The 15,292-nt window shown below is 29.5% G+C and carries 15 protein-coding genes and 4 pseudogenes; 11 read left to right on the forward strand and 8 right to left on the reverse strand.

The features are described from left to right. Window positions 1-10 precede the first annotated feature (10 nt). Genes mnmE through rpmH form a run of 6 tightly spaced genes read right to left on the reverse strand, consistent with a single transcriptional unit; the run spans window position 11 to window position 4,531 of the window. Complete coding sequence (mnmE, locus tag AT682_RS04610) at window positions 11-1,339, reverse strand: tRNA uridine-5-carboxymethylaminomethyl(34) synthesis GTPase MnmE (protein WP_002882785.1); 1,329 nt, start codon at window positions 1,337-1,339, stop codon at window positions 11-13. Beyond that, a complete protein-coding gene (locus tag AT682_RS04615) occupies window positions 1,332-2,150 on the reverse strand; it encodes a Jag N-terminal domain-containing protein (protein ID WP_002882784.1) in 819 nt (272 codons plus the stop codon). Before AT682_RS04615 ends, mnmE begins: the two co-directional genes overlap by 8 nt. Then, window positions 2,147-3,739, reverse strand: a complete 1,593-nt coding sequence (gene yidC / locus AT682_RS04620) for a membrane protein insertase YidC (RefSeq protein WP_002882783.1) — start codon at window positions 3,737-3,739, stop codon at window positions 2,147-2,149. The genes AT682_RS04615 and yidC overlap by 4 nt, the downstream gene beginning before the upstream one ends. Further along, a complete protein-coding gene (gene yidD / locus AT682_RS04625) occupies window positions 3,736-4,077 on the reverse strand; it encodes a membrane protein insertion efficiency factor YidD (protein ID WP_002853937.1) in 342 nt (113 codons plus the stop codon). Before yidD ends, yidC begins: the two co-directional genes overlap by 4 nt. Continuing rightward, window positions 4,074-4,400, reverse strand: a complete 327-nt coding sequence (gene rnpA, locus AT682_RS04630; protein WP_002853349.1) for a ribonuclease P protein component — start codon at window positions 4,398-4,400, stop codon at window positions 4,074-4,076. Before rnpA ends, yidD begins: the two co-directional genes overlap by 4 nt. Next, the gene (rpmH, locus tag AT682_RS04635) at window positions 4,397-4,531 is read right to left on the reverse strand and encodes a 50S ribosomal protein L34 (protein WP_002776864.1); all 135 of its coding nucleotides are present in this window, start codon (window positions 4,529-4,531) and stop codon (window positions 4,397-4,399) included. Before rpmH ends, rnpA begins: the two co-directional genes overlap by 4 nt. Window positions 4,532-4,661: 130 nt before the next feature. On the opposite strand from rpmH, the gene AT682_RS04640 reads away from it, so the two are divergent. Genes AT682_RS04640 through AT682_RS04650 form a run of 3 tightly spaced genes read left to right on the forward strand, consistent with a single transcriptional unit; the run spans window position 4,662 to window position 6,933 of the window. Further along, window positions 4,662-5,141, forward strand: a complete 480-nt coding sequence (locus tag AT682_RS04640; RefSeq protein ID WP_002853404.1) for a GNAT family N-acetyltransferase — start codon at window positions 4,662-4,664, stop codon at window positions 5,139-5,141. Next, window positions 5,138-5,746 (forward strand): uracil-DNA glycosylase family protein, encoded by a 609-nt coding sequence (locus AT682_RS09530; RefSeq protein ID WP_002882782.1) that lies wholly within the window; start codon window positions 5,138-5,140, stop codon window positions 5,744-5,746. The genes AT682_RS04640 and AT682_RS09530 overlap by 4 nt, the downstream gene beginning before the upstream one ends. Next, entirely contained in the window at window positions 5,743-6,933 is a 1,191-nt protein-coding gene (locus AT682_RS04650) for a hypothetical protein (protein WP_002882781.1), read from the forward strand. Before AT682_RS09530 ends, AT682_RS04650 begins: the two co-directional genes overlap by 4 nt. Here the strand turns inward: AT682_RS04650 and AT682_RS04655 are convergent. Further along, a complete protein-coding gene (locus tag AT682_RS04655) occupies window positions 6,925-7,299 on the reverse strand; it encodes a YbgC/FadM family acyl-CoA thioesterase (protein ID WP_002853400.1) in 375 nt (124 codons plus the stop codon). The two genes, AT682_RS04650 and AT682_RS04655, sit on opposite strands and share 9 nt — an antisense overlap. A 142-nt stretch (window positions 7,300-7,441) precedes the next feature. Here AT682_RS04655 and AT682_RS09535 point away from each other — a divergent pair. The 8 genes and pseudogenes from AT682_RS09535 (at window position 7,442) to AT682_RS04700 (ending at window position 15,112) form a co-directional block, all read left to right on the forward strand. After that, window positions 7,442-9,604 (forward strand): annotated as a pseudogene (locus tag AT682_RS09535) (hypothetical protein). A gap of 465 nt (window positions 9,605-10,069) precedes the next feature. Then, entirely contained in the window at window positions 10,070-10,246 is a 177-nt protein-coding gene (locus AT682_RS09795; RefSeq protein WP_011049821.1) for a hemagglutinin, read from the forward strand. A gap of 45 nt (window positions 10,247-10,291) precedes the next feature. Then, window positions 10,292-10,954: a hypothetical protein gene (locus AT682_RS09210; RefSeq protein ID WP_016818173.1), complete on the forward strand. Its 663-nt coding sequence runs from the start codon at window positions 10,292-10,294 to the stop codon at window positions 10,952-10,954. Between the two features lies 1 nt (window position 10,955). Then, window positions 10,956-11,280 (forward strand): annotated as a pseudogene (locus AT682_RS04675) (hypothetical protein). Window positions 11,281-11,571: 291 nt separating this feature from the next. Next, window positions 11,572-11,711, forward strand: a pseudogene (locus tag AT682_RS04685) (hypothetical protein). 57 nt (window positions 11,712-11,768) lie between these two features. Then, a pseudogene (locus AT682_RS04690) lies at window positions 11,769-13,499 on the forward strand (ShlB/FhaC/HecB family hemolysin secretion/activation protein). A 71-nt stretch (window positions 13,500-13,570) separates the two neighbouring features. After that, window positions 13,571-14,461 (forward strand): tRNA 5-methoxyuridine(34)/uridine 5-oxyacetic acid(34) synthase CmoB, encoded by an 891-nt coding sequence (gene cmoB / locus AT682_RS04695; protein WP_079263883.1) that lies wholly within the window; start codon window positions 13,571-13,573, stop codon window positions 14,459-14,461. Between the two features lie 72 nt (window positions 14,462-14,533). Next, window positions 14,534-15,112: a PaaI family thioesterase gene (locus tag AT682_RS04700; RefSeq protein WP_002883148.1), complete on the forward strand. Its 579-nt coding sequence runs from the start codon at window positions 14,534-14,536 to the stop codon at window positions 15,110-15,112. Here AT682_RS04700 and AT682_RS04705 read toward each other — a convergent pair whose 3' ends face one another. Further along, window positions 15,113-15,286 (reverse strand): hypothetical protein, encoded by a 174-nt coding sequence (locus AT682_RS04705; protein ID WP_002855981.1) that lies wholly within the window; start codon window positions 15,284-15,286, stop codon window positions 15,113-15,115. Window positions 15,287-15,292: the final 6 nt, after the last annotated feature.

Here is a 15,292-nt window from a genome sequence, read left to right on the forward strand (position 1 = left end):
TTTTATCCTTTCATTTTCCTAAACAAAAATTACCAAACATTTCGTCTAAAATTTCATCTCTTTGAAAATCTTTGGTAAATCTTGCAAGTTCATTAATCGCTAAATTAAGTTCAAAAGCAAAAAGCTCTAAAGAACTTTCCTCTAAAAGCCCCTTAGCTCTAAAAATAGCTTCACTTGAAATTTTACAAGCATTAATAAGATCTAAAGAACTTACCATAATACCTTCACTATCAAAAGAATTAAGATAATTTTGCAATTCTTCTTTTAACAAAGTGATGTCTTTTTGAGCACTAAGCTTGATAAAATTTTTATTTTGAGTATTTTTGAAAACATTTTCTAAATCACTTTTATTTAAAATCCAAAAGATTTTTTTATCAGTATTTGCTAATAAGTCAAAAATTTTCCCATCTTCTTTATCTCGCACTCTTGAAGCATCAAAGACTGCCAAAATAATATCTGCATCTTCTAAACTTTTTTTACTTAAAGCTACGCCGATTTGTTCTATAGCATCTTTACTTTCCCTAATACCCGCTGTATCTATAATGCGTAATAAATGCGTTCCTAATTTAAAGCTCTCTTCTATAGTATCACGAGTGGTGCCTGCTATATCTGAAACAATAGCTCTTTCATAAGAAAGCAAGGCATTTAAAAGCGAAGATTTGCCTACATTTGGCTTACCTACAATAGCGATTTTAAAACCTTCTATGAGTCCTTTTTTGCTTTGAGAAAGTGTATAAATTTCTTTTAAAATTTTAGAATTTTCTTCACACATAGTAGAAATTTGTTCTAATAAATCAGAAGGTAAATCATCATCAGCATAATCAATACTAGTTTCTACAAAAGCCAAGGTTTTAACCAAATCTGTGCGAATTTTTTCTAAAAGTTCTCCTAAGTTTCCTTGCATGTTGCGTGCTATAATTTTAGCTGCAAGTGCAGATTTTGAAAGTATGAGATCTTGTATATTTAAAGCTTTTAAAGGAGTCATTTTGCCATTTAAACACGCTCTTTTGCTAAATTCCCCTGCTAAAGCAAGTCTTGCTCCTAAACTCACAAGTTCTTCGAGTAAAACTTCACTCACACTAAATCCCCCATGAGTTTGAAACTCTATTATATCTTCACCCGTAAAACTATAAGGGGCTTTAAAATATATCATTATAGCTTCATCGATGATTTCATTATTTTGATTAAAAAGTTTTGTAAAGGTAGCATGGCGGGGGGTAAGTTTGGTTTTGTGGCTAAGCTTTAAGGCAAATTCTAAAGCCCTTTCACCGCTTAATCTTACAATAGAAATCGAACCCACACCATGAGCTGTGGCAATAGCCGCTATAGTATCACTCATCTTTTTTGAAAAAGTCGTTTATTACAACAAATCTTTGATCATTATTTTGCTTAATTCCTACATACTTATCTGGAAATTCAGCTCTTAACTGCTCTAAAGCGATTTTTATCAAAACCCCATCTAAAGGTTTGGTTTGTCCGCGTCCATGAATTTTAATTTTTTCAATCACGCTTTGTAAATAAAGCTGCATACCTTGAATTTGATTTTCTAAAAATTGAGCAATCTCAAGGCGCACTAAAAGATTATATTTTAAATTGATCCAATTATGCAAAAGATAAGAAATAGCCTTGTAACGATGTGCTTCTTTACCTATCATCAAAGCAGCATCTTCCCCATCCAATCGAATCAAAACACAATCTTCATCATACATTCTAAGTTCACTAAGCTCTATTTTAAACTGGGAGCTTTCTAAAAGTTTTACAAGCTGAATACAAATCTCATCTAAAATATCCTGAGTATTACGCACTCCTTTGCTTTCTCGATGAAAACTATCAAAAATTTCATCACTTTTTACTGTGTATTTTTCTTTTTGACTTTTATTTTTTTCATTTTTTATTTCAATCTTGTTTTCTTGTTTTGGCTCATGTGTTTCTGGTTTGTGATTTTTTGAACTTGTAAATTCTTTTTTAGGATTTTTTTTCAAAATCCTTTTTTTTACTTTAGCCTCTATAATTGCCTTTTTTCTTCCAAATCCAAAAAAACCTTTTCTTGGATGCTGAATAATCTCATATTCTAAGTCCATAACAGAACATTCTAAACTTCTTGAAGCTTCTGTTAAGGCACTTTGAAGATCAATGGCTTCGATTTTCATTTTTCATGCTCCGCTTGTTTTTTGTGATGTTCTTTAGCAAATATTTTATTGATAACCCATTGTTGAACCAAAGAACAAAGGTTATTTACAAACCAATAAAGCGTAAGTCCTGCTGGGAAAGTGATAAAGAAAAAAGTAAAAATCACTGGTAAAAATTTCATAATCTTAGCTTGCATAGGATCTTGTATAGTCATAGGTGTAATAAGCTGTTGTAAAAACATCGTTGCACCCATTAAAATAGGCAAAATAAAATAAGGATCCATTACCGATAAATCATGTATCCAAAACGCCCAAGGAGCTGCTTTTAGCTCAATAGCATTAAGCAAAACGCGATAAATAGCAAAGAAAATAGGAATTTGTAAAAGTATAGGCAAACAACCACTCATAGGATTTGCACCATGTTTTTTATAAAGCTCCATCATGTGCATATTCATTTTTTGTGGATCGCCTTTATAACGCTCTCTAATATCTTTCATTTTAGGAGCAAGATCTTTAAGCTTATTCATAGAAATCATAGACTTATAAGTTAGTGGGAATAAAATAATACGCACAATTAAAGTCATCACAACGATAGCCCAACCCCAATTTCCTATATACTGATGCAAGAAATTCAAAAACTCAAACATAGGCTTAGCAATAAAAGTAAACCAACCATATTCAACAACTGCTTCAAGGCGTGGGTCTATACTTCTTAAAATCACATGTTCTTTAGAGCCTATATAGCCCCCTGCTTTAAATTCATTATCACTATAAGCAAAAACTATAGGGTTTTGATTAGCATCCTTGCTGATTGCCACATTTAAAGGTTTATCAAAATTATAAAAGAAAGTTGCATAGTATCTATCAAAAGCCGAAGTCATTACGACATTATTAGCACTTTCATCCTTTTCTACATCTCCATCTTTATAAGTTTCAATGGTTTCTTTATTATCCATTACCAAAGCACCATGAACTGTATAACTATCTACGGCAATATTTGGACGATATCCTGGACTTATAAAATAATTTGCATTCTTGCTGAGTTTAATTTCTATCTCATAATTTCCTTTTGGACAAAAAGTAATATCTTTTTCGATTTTCAATCCAGAAAGATTTTGAGTGAGTTTTAAAACTTGACTTCCATTTTCATCAACAAAAAGATTGCTAGCGTTAGCAACATAAGGAATTTTAAAAGCCTCTGAGTTAATACTTGGATCACTAAAACGCATTTCTAAAGGATAAGGACTATTTTCCTTGCTAACAAGATTTATAAATTCCCCTTTCTCATTTTGGTATTTTTTATCTTTCAAATAAAAAGCAGAAATTCTACCAAAAGAGTCAATTTGTGCTTCAAAATGCTTGCTTTGAACCTTAGATATCACACTATCTTGCGAAACTAAAGCTGCACTTGGAGTATTTGTGGTGGTATTTTGTATATTAGGAGTGTTATTTATGCTTGTGTTTTGTTGATTTTGTTGTGTAATGTTTTGTTCTATTTTTAAAGGTTGTTTTGGAATGAAAAAATAATCATAAACAACAAAAAATAAAAAAGAAATCACAACAGCTAAAAGTATACGCTTTTGCTGAAAAATATTATTTGAATTATTCACTGATTTGTCCTTTTAAAGATGATTTTTATAAGATAGAAACTTTTATTTTTATAAGGTATATATAAAAAACAAAGTTGTTTTTTTGCTAAAAATATAGGCTTAAAACATAAATTTATAGGATAAAAATTTTTAGAAACTCTAGGATAATCAAAACCCCCTTTAAAAAAAGGGTTGCATCTTAAAATTCTAAAAAAAGTAGAAAAAAAAGCTAGAAAAAAATTCTTTTTTTGAAACTGCCAAAGAGCATACTCAGAACAACTAGGATAATACCTACAAGCAGCGGGTTTTAAAGGGCTTAAGAATTTCTGATAAAAACGGAGTATTTTTAGGCATATCATTTGAAACATTCTAGTTTTTTCAATCCCCATTTTAGATTTTTTTCTAACCTAGAAAAAGAAAGTTCAGTGATTTCATTTTTAGCTACAAAAATATATTTGCCATCTTGAAGATATCTTTCAAATTTAGCAAACAAAGCCCTTAAAATTCGTTTTGAACGATTTCTAACCACTGCTTTTCCAACTTTTTTACTAGCAACAACTGCTATTTTTTTTTCATAACTATTCAGATAAAAAATAATCACACCTTCGCAATGCCATTTTTTACCTACTTTATATACAGATGAAAATTCCTCGTTTGTGCTAAATTTATCAAAATTTTTCACACAGCAAGTCTTTTTCTACCTTTAGCGCGTCTTGCATTGATCACCTTGCGACCATTTTTAGTTTTCATACGAACACGAAAACCATGAGTACGTTTTCTTGGAGTGCCATGTGGCTGATAAGTTCTTTTCATTTGATTTTTCCTTAAAAAATTATAAAATAAACTTGTATTTTATCTTAATCTTACTTATAAATTGCTTTTGATTAAGAGTAATTTTTAAATTCTTTTGATAAATTTTGAAATTATTTTTAAAAGGTTAAAAATGTCAGAATTTAAAATTATTGATTTAAGACAAGAAGATTTAGATATTTTACAAGAAATGATCATAGAATTTGCAAAATACGAAGATATGTTAGATTTTCTTCAATGCACGAAAGAAAAACTGGAACATTCTTTACTAAAAAATAAATTTGCTCGTGCTTTTTTGTTAAAAGAAAATGAAAAAACTATAGGCTATATGATTTATTTTTATACTTTTTCGTCTTTTTGGGGCAGCGGTGGAATTTACCTTGAAGATATTTATATACGAGAAGATTTTCGTAAAAAAGGTTATGGAAAAGCTGTTTTTAAATTTTTAGGAGAAATTTGCAAAAAAGAAAATTTAAAAAGACTCGACTGGGTTTGCTTAAATGATAATATTTTAGGTATTAATTTTTATGAAAGTTTAAACGCTAAACATCTTAAACAATGGAGAAATTATCGTCTAAGTGGAGAAAATTTAGAAAAATTGTGTGATTTATGATAAGAAGTCTTTATTATTTAAAAGCTATGGGATTTAACTTTGTTGATACACATACAAACCACTTTGAACAAGTACAAAATTTTCAAGAATTAAAACAACTTGTTTCATCTTGCACCTTATGCCAATTTTCCAAAACAAGAAAATTTAGTCTTATGGAGCCTAAGATAAAAAATGCCAAATTGCTAATTCTTGATGTTTTTGGGCAAAAGAGTGAAAATGAAAGCAGAATTTTGCTTAATTCAAAAAAAGGTGAAAAATTAAAACACTATATTTATCAAATTTTAGGGCTTTGCGATGAAGATTTTTATTTTTCTTATCTATTTAAATGTTTTTGTAATGGAAAATTTGATGATTTTTCGCTACAATCTTGCTTACCATTTTTCTGGAACGAACTAAAACTGATTCAACCTGCTTTTTTACTTTGTCTAGGAGAATACACATTTAAAAGCTTGGGATTTAAAGATTATCACATTTTAAAAGGTGAAGTTTTTGCTTATAAAAATTTTTTCATAATGCCAAGTTATGATTTAGATTTTATAGAAAAAAATCCAAGTTATGAAAAAAATTTCATACAAGATTTAAAAAAAATTAAAGGATTTTTATGAAAAAAATATTTTTAATATTTTTCTTATCTTGCTTTTTGCTTAATGCAAAAGAGCAAAAATTAGTCGATGTAAAACCTGTTGAAAATTTTTATCCTAAATTAAGCGTTCAAGAATGCAACACAAATTGTCTTTTTGATCTTTTAGAATCAAGATTGTATCTCAGTTTTTTAAGTGAATTTGCAGACCAAAACGATCAATTTTTATCTAATGTTTATGCAAAATTATTAAATTCCATTACTGATTTTGAAAAAAATGTTCAAAAAATTACTTCTGTTAAACTTGCGATAATTATCCCAGAAAAAACCATAAAAAGCTACTCAAATACTATAATAAATTCAAGCATAGCCTATCTTTTAAGACAAAGAGCCGAAATCAAAGTAAAAGTTTTTTTAACCGGCACAGAAGATAGTGATAAAATTCGAGCCGAGCTTGATGCAGTACAAGCTCAAGGATATCAGTATGCCATAGCTGGATTTACTCTAAAAGGTGCTAATGAGTTGAAAAATTACTCAGGAAATATGAAAATTTTCATACCGACTATCCATAAAAACAACATACAAATTTCAAATCAAAATATTATTTTTGGAAGTATTGACTATGATACTCAAATTGCCACACTTTTAAGCAAATCAAATGCTAATATCGCAATATTTAGCGATGGCTCTGCCTTATCAAGCAATCTAAATTCAAGAATTCTTGCTCAAAATAATAATGCTAGAATATATACTATAGAAGGAGAGAAGCTTGATTTTAGCAGACTTTTAAGATCACAAGGCGGAGTTAATAATGCCTCAATATTTTTTAACACTCCATTGATCAAAACAGCTCTAGCAAGTTCTCAACTAAGAATTTATAACATTCATCCTTATGTGCTTTTATCCACTCAAATCAACTATAATCCAACATTTTTAAGTTTAACACAACAAGGAGATAGAGAAAATTTCATCATTGCTAATTCCATCAATAACCACGATGATAACTTAGTCTATCTTAATGAAATTTTTAATCAAAGTATAGATTATAACTGGATTGCTTATGCTACTAGTATAGGAGTTGATTACTTTTATACTGAATTCTTAAATAAAAAAAGCGAAAGTTTATTTGATGAGAAAATCAAAAATTCTCAAGTTGATTACAAAGTGCGTCTTATGCAAGGCAAACAAGCAAGCTTTGAAGAATTAAAATAATTCTTCAAAGAGCTTTTTTAACTGCATATCCATTCTAGCTGGTTTTTCGTTTTTAATAAAAGCTAAAGTTAATTCCATTTTAAAAAGCAAAATTTCATCTTTATAAATTTCTTGTAAAATTTCCACAGAAGCATTTTTGACTTCTAAAATTTTTGTTTTAATCTCTATCATATCTCCAAGTTTTGCAGGTTTTAAGAAATTGCAATTTGCTTTTGCAAGCAAAAAATGTCCCTTAGACGCATCAAAAATATCTACTTTTTTATTGAAAAAAATTTCACTTCTTGCTCTCTCGCAAAATTTTAAATAATTACTATGATACACCACTCCACCCGCATCAGTATCTTCATAATACACACGCATTTTCATCGCTTTACCTTAAAAAATATTTTACATTTAAAAAACATTAGATTATACAACGGAAATTCTTTGATATCGCTTTTTAGTTTATATTAAAAAATTCCGTCCAATCTTAATTTAATAAAGCTTTTTAACTTCACGGGGAGGGGGTATAGAGAAATTTTGTTTTAAACTTTCTATTGTTACCTTCTTAAGCATCAACGCTTTTGCAGCCACTCAAGCAAATACTACAGACAATCGAAATTTCAATATTCCAGAGCATTATTTTAATGATAACGAACTTTATGATAAAACCAATTCTACTTATAAAAAACTCCAAGGTATAAATTATTATGCTAAGAGTTCTAAACAAGATATTAACAATATTACTTTAATATATAACAATCCTAAACCAAATATTACAAATATAAACGATTTAAATTTTAAACATTATTTACTTACTCCTGATATGAGAGAAGATGAAGTTCTTTCTTTTAAAGCAAGGCATGGTGTTAATACAGCCGATCATAGTATAAAAACAGTTAGAGTGCTTCCTTTTTTAATCACAGCAAAAACCGATCATGCTGATGCAAGTTATAATAAACTTATATTAGAACAAGGAGAACTTAGTTCAGTTTTTTATCTTAAACCTAAAGATACTCATATAAAAAACCCTAGTAATTCTAAAAGCAATCAACGCATGAATTTCTTAATGAGTTCTACCTTTACTCATTATGGTAATGCAAGCTATAACCAAACCATACTTCAAAAAGATGCCCATATTAGTATGGGAGTTGAGAACACTTATGATTTAGCCTTAAATGGTGCTCCTTATTTAATCGGAGCTATAGCCACTTATGGAGATTCTACAAATAATAGTTTAAATATAGAAGCAGGTAGTAGTGTGGAGTTTTTTACTTCCTTGCCTAAAAAAGATAAAAATGGTAATAATACCTTTGATGAAAGAATCACTCACCTTGTAGGTGGTTTAGCTTATCAGGGCAATGTAAAAAACAATAAAATCTTTATCAAAGATGCTAATATGATTATCCATGGTCCAAGCAAAGCTTATGCTAGTTTAGCTGCTGCTCATATTAGCGCAGGTTATATAGATAGTGGAACAGATAAAAACTTTCAAGCCAGTAAAAACCTTTTAGACATAGATGGTTTTAATCTTGATATGTATATGAACCATGATAAACAACCCCTAGCTTATAATTCTGTTTTATTTGCTGATTTTTGGGGTGGAAAAACCGAACAAAGACAAGCCTTAGATAATACTATCAATTTAAAAGATATTAAAAACCTAAAAAAAGATAAAAACAATGAGAACATTTTTGCTCAAGCTTTGTTTAACTTCTATGCAGGAGCTTCTAATAATGGAGAAGCAAATTATAATACCTTAAACATAGAATTAAAACATCCTTTAGAAATCGCTAATAACTTCTTAGGTTATAACCAACATTCTTTTTATGGTGGCTTTGCAACTAAAGGAGCTAATCATAATACCATTAACATTAAAAACGATCTTACCACAACCGATCTTTCTCAAAGCATAAAGATGCTTTAAATATTATAGCTGCTAGAACCTTAGAAGGCAGTGCGGATTATAATAAAGTTTATATTAATAATTCTATGTCAACCTTACCTGTATATATTTATACAGCTAAGAAAAACCTTCTTAATAATCAAGACTTTTATCCTAGTAGTGCTAATAACAATGAAGTATCGATTAAAGACTTTGCTTCTTTTAGAAATCTAACTGTATTAACAGAAGCCAAAGAAGCTTCTTATAATACTATAAATTACAACAATGTTCAAAGCATTACTGATGCAAGTAATATAGATAAAGGTTCTAAAATCATCATAAGAGCTTTGGATAAAGCCAATCATAATACCATAGATATAAAAAATATTCTTCTAATGCAGCTGATAATGCTTATTTGATTATGGCTTATAATGAAGCTGCTTATAATAAAATCATTATCAATGATACTTTATTGGGTGTAGCTTCAGATAAAAGAGAAGGGATTTTAAGTATTATAGCTGGACTTTCAAACAATGGCTATGATAATACCTTAATCATAAACAATCTTAATCTTGATGAGTATAAAAATAACAATTCTGTTTTTATAGCTCCTTCAGATATCAGTTTAAGTAAAAACAATAGACTGATTTAAATACTAAAGTTGAAGCTAGAATTATTAATAACTTTGAGCATTATTATCTTATTGTATCCAATAAAATCAACACAACTCCCCTTTTGAAGTCATACGATGCTCCTATTAATATTTCTAGCGAGGGAGTATTGGCTCTTTATACCCTCAAAGAGTAATACCCTACCTTAAAAATAAAGAAATCTTAATCTTACAAAGTGAGCAAGGTTTTATAGATGAAAACTCTAATACTTTAAATCAAGAAGAACTTCAAAGCTTTATTGAAAAAATGCAAAAAACAAAGAAGATTTTAAACTAAGTTCTATAGATAGATTAAAAAAGATGAATTTACAAAAGTTTTCTTATGAAGCAAGAATATCTCAAGATGGCAAAAGCATTTACGCAAGGATAAAATAAATCATTCCTATCTTTAAGATAGGAATGATTTATTTGTATTTTTATAAATATAAACAAAAGATTCTTAAATCTTAATCTTACAAAAAGGAGCAAGTCATGAAAAAGTTAAATAAACTTTCTTTGTCTTTAGTTATAGGTTCTTTCTTTTTACACAAAGCTATGCTTTACCAAGTGGGGGTAAGTTCACTTATGGAACAAGTGGAAGTATAAGTGTTAGTGGTGGCACTATGAATATCTCAGGAAGTAAAACAAACTCTGTTATCCAATGGGGTGGTGGTTTTAATATAGCAAGTGGTGAAACTGTAAATTTTGGACAAGGAAAAACTAACCAAAATTATTTAAATATTGCCTATGGTTCTAAAAGCTCTCATTATAGATGGAACACTCAATGGTGGAAGTATTAATGCAAAAAAATTGTTCTGTCTGCTTCATCAATATAGGATAAGGGGATGAAGGAGTTTGCAAAAGATGGAAAACTTTCAGCATTTGAAGGAGATCCTAAAACAATATCACCTGTAATTAAATCCAATGCAGGAAATGTTATAAATTTAGAAACTATGACAGTACGAGAAGGGATTGCTATGGTGGGAAAATATGTGACGGAATATGATTCTAATAATAATCATGGTAGATATTTTTTTACAAGCACAATAGAAAAACCGGCTTATTTGTATGTTTACAGCCCTAATGATTTTTTTACATCTTTAGCAGCAAATGGACCATCTATGACAGGTGCTACAAAATCTTTAGTTGGAACAGGAGCGATAAAAAATCGTGAAAACTATAAAGAAACTAGCGATCTTATTGCTAAAGATAACATCTCAAATGAAGTTTTAAATTCTATATTTAATGACTTGAAATTTAATTCTAGTGTTGATATTAGCGACTTAAGTAAATTTTATAAAGATGGAAAAATATTAACAGCTGATGAATTAACAAGCATTAATCAAAGTATGGATTTTATTACTGCTTTATATGGACAAACTCAAGATAGCAATAATGCAACATTTGCAAACGCTTTAAAGGAAGTATTGGGAAATTCTTATGGTGATCTAGGAAAAGCTAATCAAGTCATTATTAAAACAAAGGAAATTCTTTCTCAAAATTCCTAAAATGACCGAAGGGCAAGAAAACGCTCAAAAAACTTACGATACTGCTGTAAATGCTTATAATGAAGCAGTTAAAGCTTACAATACAGCTCTAAGTGGTATAACAGGTAATAATGGCGATAAAGTTATTGCAGGTTTAAAACAAGCTGTAGATAAAGTTTCTAGTGATTTACAACAAGCTACAATAGCTCTTCAAATCGCTACAGCGAGTACTAATTCTAGTTTAGAAAATTCTAATAAAACTTTAGCAAGTGCGAGCATAAATGGAACTAGTCATCTTACAGTCAATGGAAAATATAGTGCAAACTATAAGCCAGTATCCATTATAAATTCAGGATCCAACAACTCCAACAACTCCAACAACTCCAACAACTCCAACAACGGAAACGATGGAACCGATTCAGGTGATATTAACAATGGTAACAACAACGGTTCTAATAATAACCCAAATGATACCATAGGACAACAAGAACCTGACATTACTACAGCTTTGCTTATGCAAACTACAGATGAAAATCCAAATATCAATGAAGATGATAAACAAGCAAGTATAGATGAAGCCAGCACTCAAGAAAGTGGTAATGTTGTATAGTATCGGATAATTTTAAAGCAGGAAACCCTTGCTCAAGATGATTAAAATCCAAAAGGTTAAAAGCCTTTTGGATCTTGTTAAAATTAATAAAACAAACAAAGTTTAAAGATTAAAAATCAAACAAACACTAAGGAAAATTTAAATGAAACGCATTATCTTACTATCTAGTTTAGCTATCTTAAGCCTTTATGCTAGTGATACTAAAGATAATAAAAAACCATACAAATGTTAGAACAATCTCCTTATAAAGAAGATGCTAACCTAAAAACTACAATAACACTTTAAAAGTAAAAGATGGAGTGATTATCATAGATCATTCTAATACTAGTGATAATAATAATTCAAAAACCATCAACACAAAGAAAAACACTCAAAAAGATAATAACAACACTCAAAAAAATCAACCTAATTTGTCTAATGATAATACTTTAAAAACTAAAACCCCAAATTCAAATACTCCTTCTTTAAAAAATACTTCTAAAGAAGAATCAATTCATAAAGTTAGCTTTAGCTTTCATATTACCAATAAAAACATAAACTTTAAAGATCTAGGTTTAGATGAGCAAGTTTTATAAGAAGCCTTAAACGATTACAAAAAAGAAAGTATTTCAGTTCAAGACTTACAAGATATAGCCAATATTATTTCTTATTATGTTTAAGTTAATGGTTATCCTGCTGCTACAGCTTATATCCCACAACAAGAACTAAAAGATCAAATTCAAATCAATATCACCTTAGGTATTTTAGGTAAATATGTGGTTCAAAACAATTCTAGTGTAAGAGATTATGCTATAGAAAGTAAATTATCTAATCATAAAGGTGAAATCATCACTACTAAATTAGTAGAAGATGCAGTTTATAAAGTCAATGAAATGTATGGCATACAAACCCTTGCTTCTTTAAAAGCAGGAGATAATCCAGGTGAAACAGATGTAGTGATAGAAACTACCCCTAGTGATAGCTTTGTGTTTCTGTATTGTTTTATGGGGATAATTACGGTATAAAAGAATCAGGCAGATAATAGGGGTGGTGCTAGTATGAGTTTTAATAACATAGCTCATCAAGGAGATAGTCTTAATGCTTATTTGCAAAGAAGCGATGAAGCACAAACTAACTATGGTATAAGCTATACTACTTTCTTGGGGAATTTAAAAATCACTCGAAGCTATTCTAAAGGAAACTATACTTTAGGGGAATTTGGAGAGAATTTGACTTTATAGGAACTTCTGAAAATCTAGGTATAGATTTAAAATATCCTTTTATGGATTACGACTTATAATTCTTTTTATTTAACTTCAAGTTATTATCATAAAAAGCTTAGTGATTCAAGATTAAATATCATGACTATAGATAAAAGCTTTGATACAATAAGCTTTGGTATAGAAGGAGTTTATAATGGTATTAGTAATGATAGTTTTTCTTATAGTGCTAATAAGCTATGGTAATGTTAAAAATGAAGGTATGACTATAGTAGGTATAGGAACAAGCAAAGTAGGTGGAGTAGAATTTGGAAAATTTGCTAAACTTAATGTCAATCTTAACAATGCTTATTTCTTTAATGATACTTTTACTCATCTTTTTAGTTTAAATTATCAACAAGTTATCAATGGAGCTACATTAGATAGTAGTGAAACTATATCTTTAGGAGGTCCTTATGGAGTAAGGGCTTATAATAATGGAGATGGAGAAGGAGATAATGCTGTAGTGGCTAGCTTTGGACTTAAAATGGCTACTCCTTTAAAAGATTTTTATATCACTCCTTTTTATGATATAGGTTATTCTTGGTATGAGAATGATTCTTATACAAACTATATGGATGCTTATGGTTTATAACTGCTTTATAATAAAACAGGGAATTTTTATGTTAAGCTTGATTTAGCTAGAGCTTTAAAGAAGTATAAACTAGATGATGATTATAGTTCTAAAGCTTATGTAAGCTTTGGGAAGTATTTTTGAGTTATTTTTGATCAAATATTTAATGCATATAATTTATAGCTTTTAATGTTATAATTTAGCATTAAAAGCAAATGTCAAGGATAAAAATGCAAGAAAATTTACTCGAAAAACAATTTCTAAATCACCCTTTATACGCTAAAATTCAAGAACTTAAAGCTCTTAATCTTGCTTGTAATTTTTCTTTAGATGATAGCGTGAATTTATCTACAAATTCTCAAGCCAAAGATGAAATCTTAGCTATAACAAAAGAACTCAAGCCATGGAGAAAAGGTCCTTTTAAAATAGACGATCTTTTCATCGATACAGAATGGCAAAGTTTTATTAAATTCAACATTCTAAAGCCTTTCATGAACGAAATTTCTCAAAAATGCGTTGCTGATATAGGCTGTAATAATGGTTATTATATGTTTAAAATGCTTGAATTTAATCCTGCAAAACTCATAGGTTTTGATCCTTCTATCAAATACCGTTTGCAATTTGAACTCATTAACGCTCTAGCTAAAACTCCTATAAAATACGAACTTTTAGGCGTAGAAGATCTTCCAAGCTATAGCTTGAAATTTGATGTGATTTTCTGTCTTGGGGTGATTTATCATAGAAGTGATCCTATAAAAATGTTAAAAGATTTAAAAGCAGGACTTAATAAAAATGGAATTGTTTTTTTAGATACCATGTATATAGAAGATGAGAGAGAAATCGCTCTTGTGCCTAATAAAACTTATTCTAAAATTCCAAATATTTATTTTATACCAAGCATTAGTGCATTAAAAAACTGGTGTGAAAGAGCAGGATTTAAAGAATTTGAAGTTTTGGCTACAAAAAAAACCGATGAAAACGAACAAAGAAAAACAGAATGGATAGACTCTTTTTCGCTGGAAAATTTCTTAGATCCAAAGGATAAAAATCTTACCATTGAAGGCTATGAAGCACCCAAAAGAGTTTATATACGCATTAAAATATAAATTCTTTTTATTTTTTGCCGATATTGAAATTTAGATATTTTGAAGTAGATAAGTAGAATTTAAAGGTTAGATATGGCAAAAAAAGATAATTTTGAAGAATATGCACAACTTGAAGAATACGCATCTGCAGAAGATATATCTCGCGTTAGAGCAGAATTACTCACTTGTCCTGAATTAAACACCTCGCTTGCTGGAACCATTATAGAAATTGATAAAAACTATGCCAAATCAATTTTAATAACCACAAGCGAAATGGTAGCAGATGATCAAGGATTGATTTTTGATGCCTTTATTTTCACTGCGGCAAACTATGTAGCACAAGCCTCTATCAATAAAGAATTTTCAGTGATTATTGGATCAAAATGTTTTTTTTATGCTCCGCTTAAATTAGGCGATGTTTTAGAACTTGAAGCTCATGCACTTTTTGACGAAACCTCCAAAAAAAGAGATGTAAAAGTGGTTGGGCATGTTAAAGAAATTAAAATGTTTGAAGGAACGATACAAGTTGTTAGCACCGATGAGCATATATTTAAACTCAAGCGTCCGCCACTTAATACTGTTAAACCTACAGAAAATCAAGAACAAGGTACCAAAATCAACAATCCAGAAGCCGTAGCAGCTGCATTAATGGCCTCTGTGGGTGGAAAATAATCAAGGAGTCATTTTAATATCCACCCAATTTTTTGGGCAATCCTTATGATAAGTTCCACTTCCATCATAATACTCTTTACAATCATCATAAAAACGATTTGAAATCCCTCTTTCATTTACAAAACATCCAGAAATTCCTAAAGCTAATAGTATCATTAAAGTATATTTTTTCATGTTTTT

The organism is Campylobacter jejuni (genome assembly GCF_001457695.1).
Taxonomy (GTDB): Bacteria; Campylobacterota; Campylobacteria; order Campylobacterales; family Campylobacteraceae; genus Campylobacter_D; species Campylobacter_D jejuni.

Bases quoted from the DNA above. Each gene is read 5' to 3' on its own strand.
- AT682_RS04615 (WP_002882784.1), bottom strand. From the start codon at position 2,150: ATGAAAATCGAAGCCATTGATCTTCAAAGTGCCTTAACAGAAGCTTCA.
- AT682_RS04650 (WP_002882781.1), top strand. From the start codon at position 5,743: ATGAAAAAAATATTTTTAATATTTTTCTTATCTTGCTTTTTGCTTAAT.
- AT682_RS04655 (WP_002853400.1), bottom strand. From the start codon at position 7,299: ATGAAAATGCGTGTGTATTATGAAGATACTGATGCGGGTGGAGTGGTG.
- AT682_RS04700 (WP_002883148.1), top strand. From the start codon at position 14,534: ATGGCAAAAAAAGATAATTTTGAAGAATATGCACAACTTGAAGAATAC.
- rpmH (WP_002776864.1), bottom strand. From the start codon at position 4,531: ATGAAAAGAACTTATCAGCCACATGGCACTCCAAGAAAACGTACTCAT.
- AT682_RS09795 (WP_011049821.1), top strand. From the start codon at position 10,070: ATGAATATCTCAGGAAGTAAAACAAACTCTGTTATCCAATGGGGTGGT.
- yidD (WP_002853937.1), bottom strand. From the start codon at position 4,077: ATGATATGCCTAAAAATACTCCGTTTTTATCAGAAATTCTTAAGCCCT.
- AT682_RS04640 (WP_002853404.1), top strand. From the start codon at position 4,662: ATGTCAGAATTTAAAATTATTGATTTAAGACAAGAAGATTTAGATATT.
- mnmE (WP_002882785.1), bottom strand. From the start codon at position 1,339: ATGAGTGATACTATAGCGGCTATTGCCACAGCTCATGGTGTGGGTTCG.
- AT682_RS09530 (WP_002882782.1), top strand. From the start codon at position 5,138: ATGATAAGAAGTCTTTATTATTTAAAAGCTATGGGATTTAACTTTGTT.
- cmoB (WP_079263883.1), top strand. From the start codon at position 13,571: ATGTCAAGGATAAAAATGCAAGAAAATTTACTCGAAAAACAATTTCTA.
- AT682_RS04705 (WP_002855981.1), bottom strand. From the start codon at position 15,286: ATGAAAAAATATACTTTAATGATACTATTAGCTTTAGGAATTTCTGGA.
- AT682_RS09210 (WP_016818173.1), top strand. From the start codon at position 10,292: ATGAAGGAGTTTGCAAAAGATGGAAAACTTTCAGCATTTGAAGGAGAT.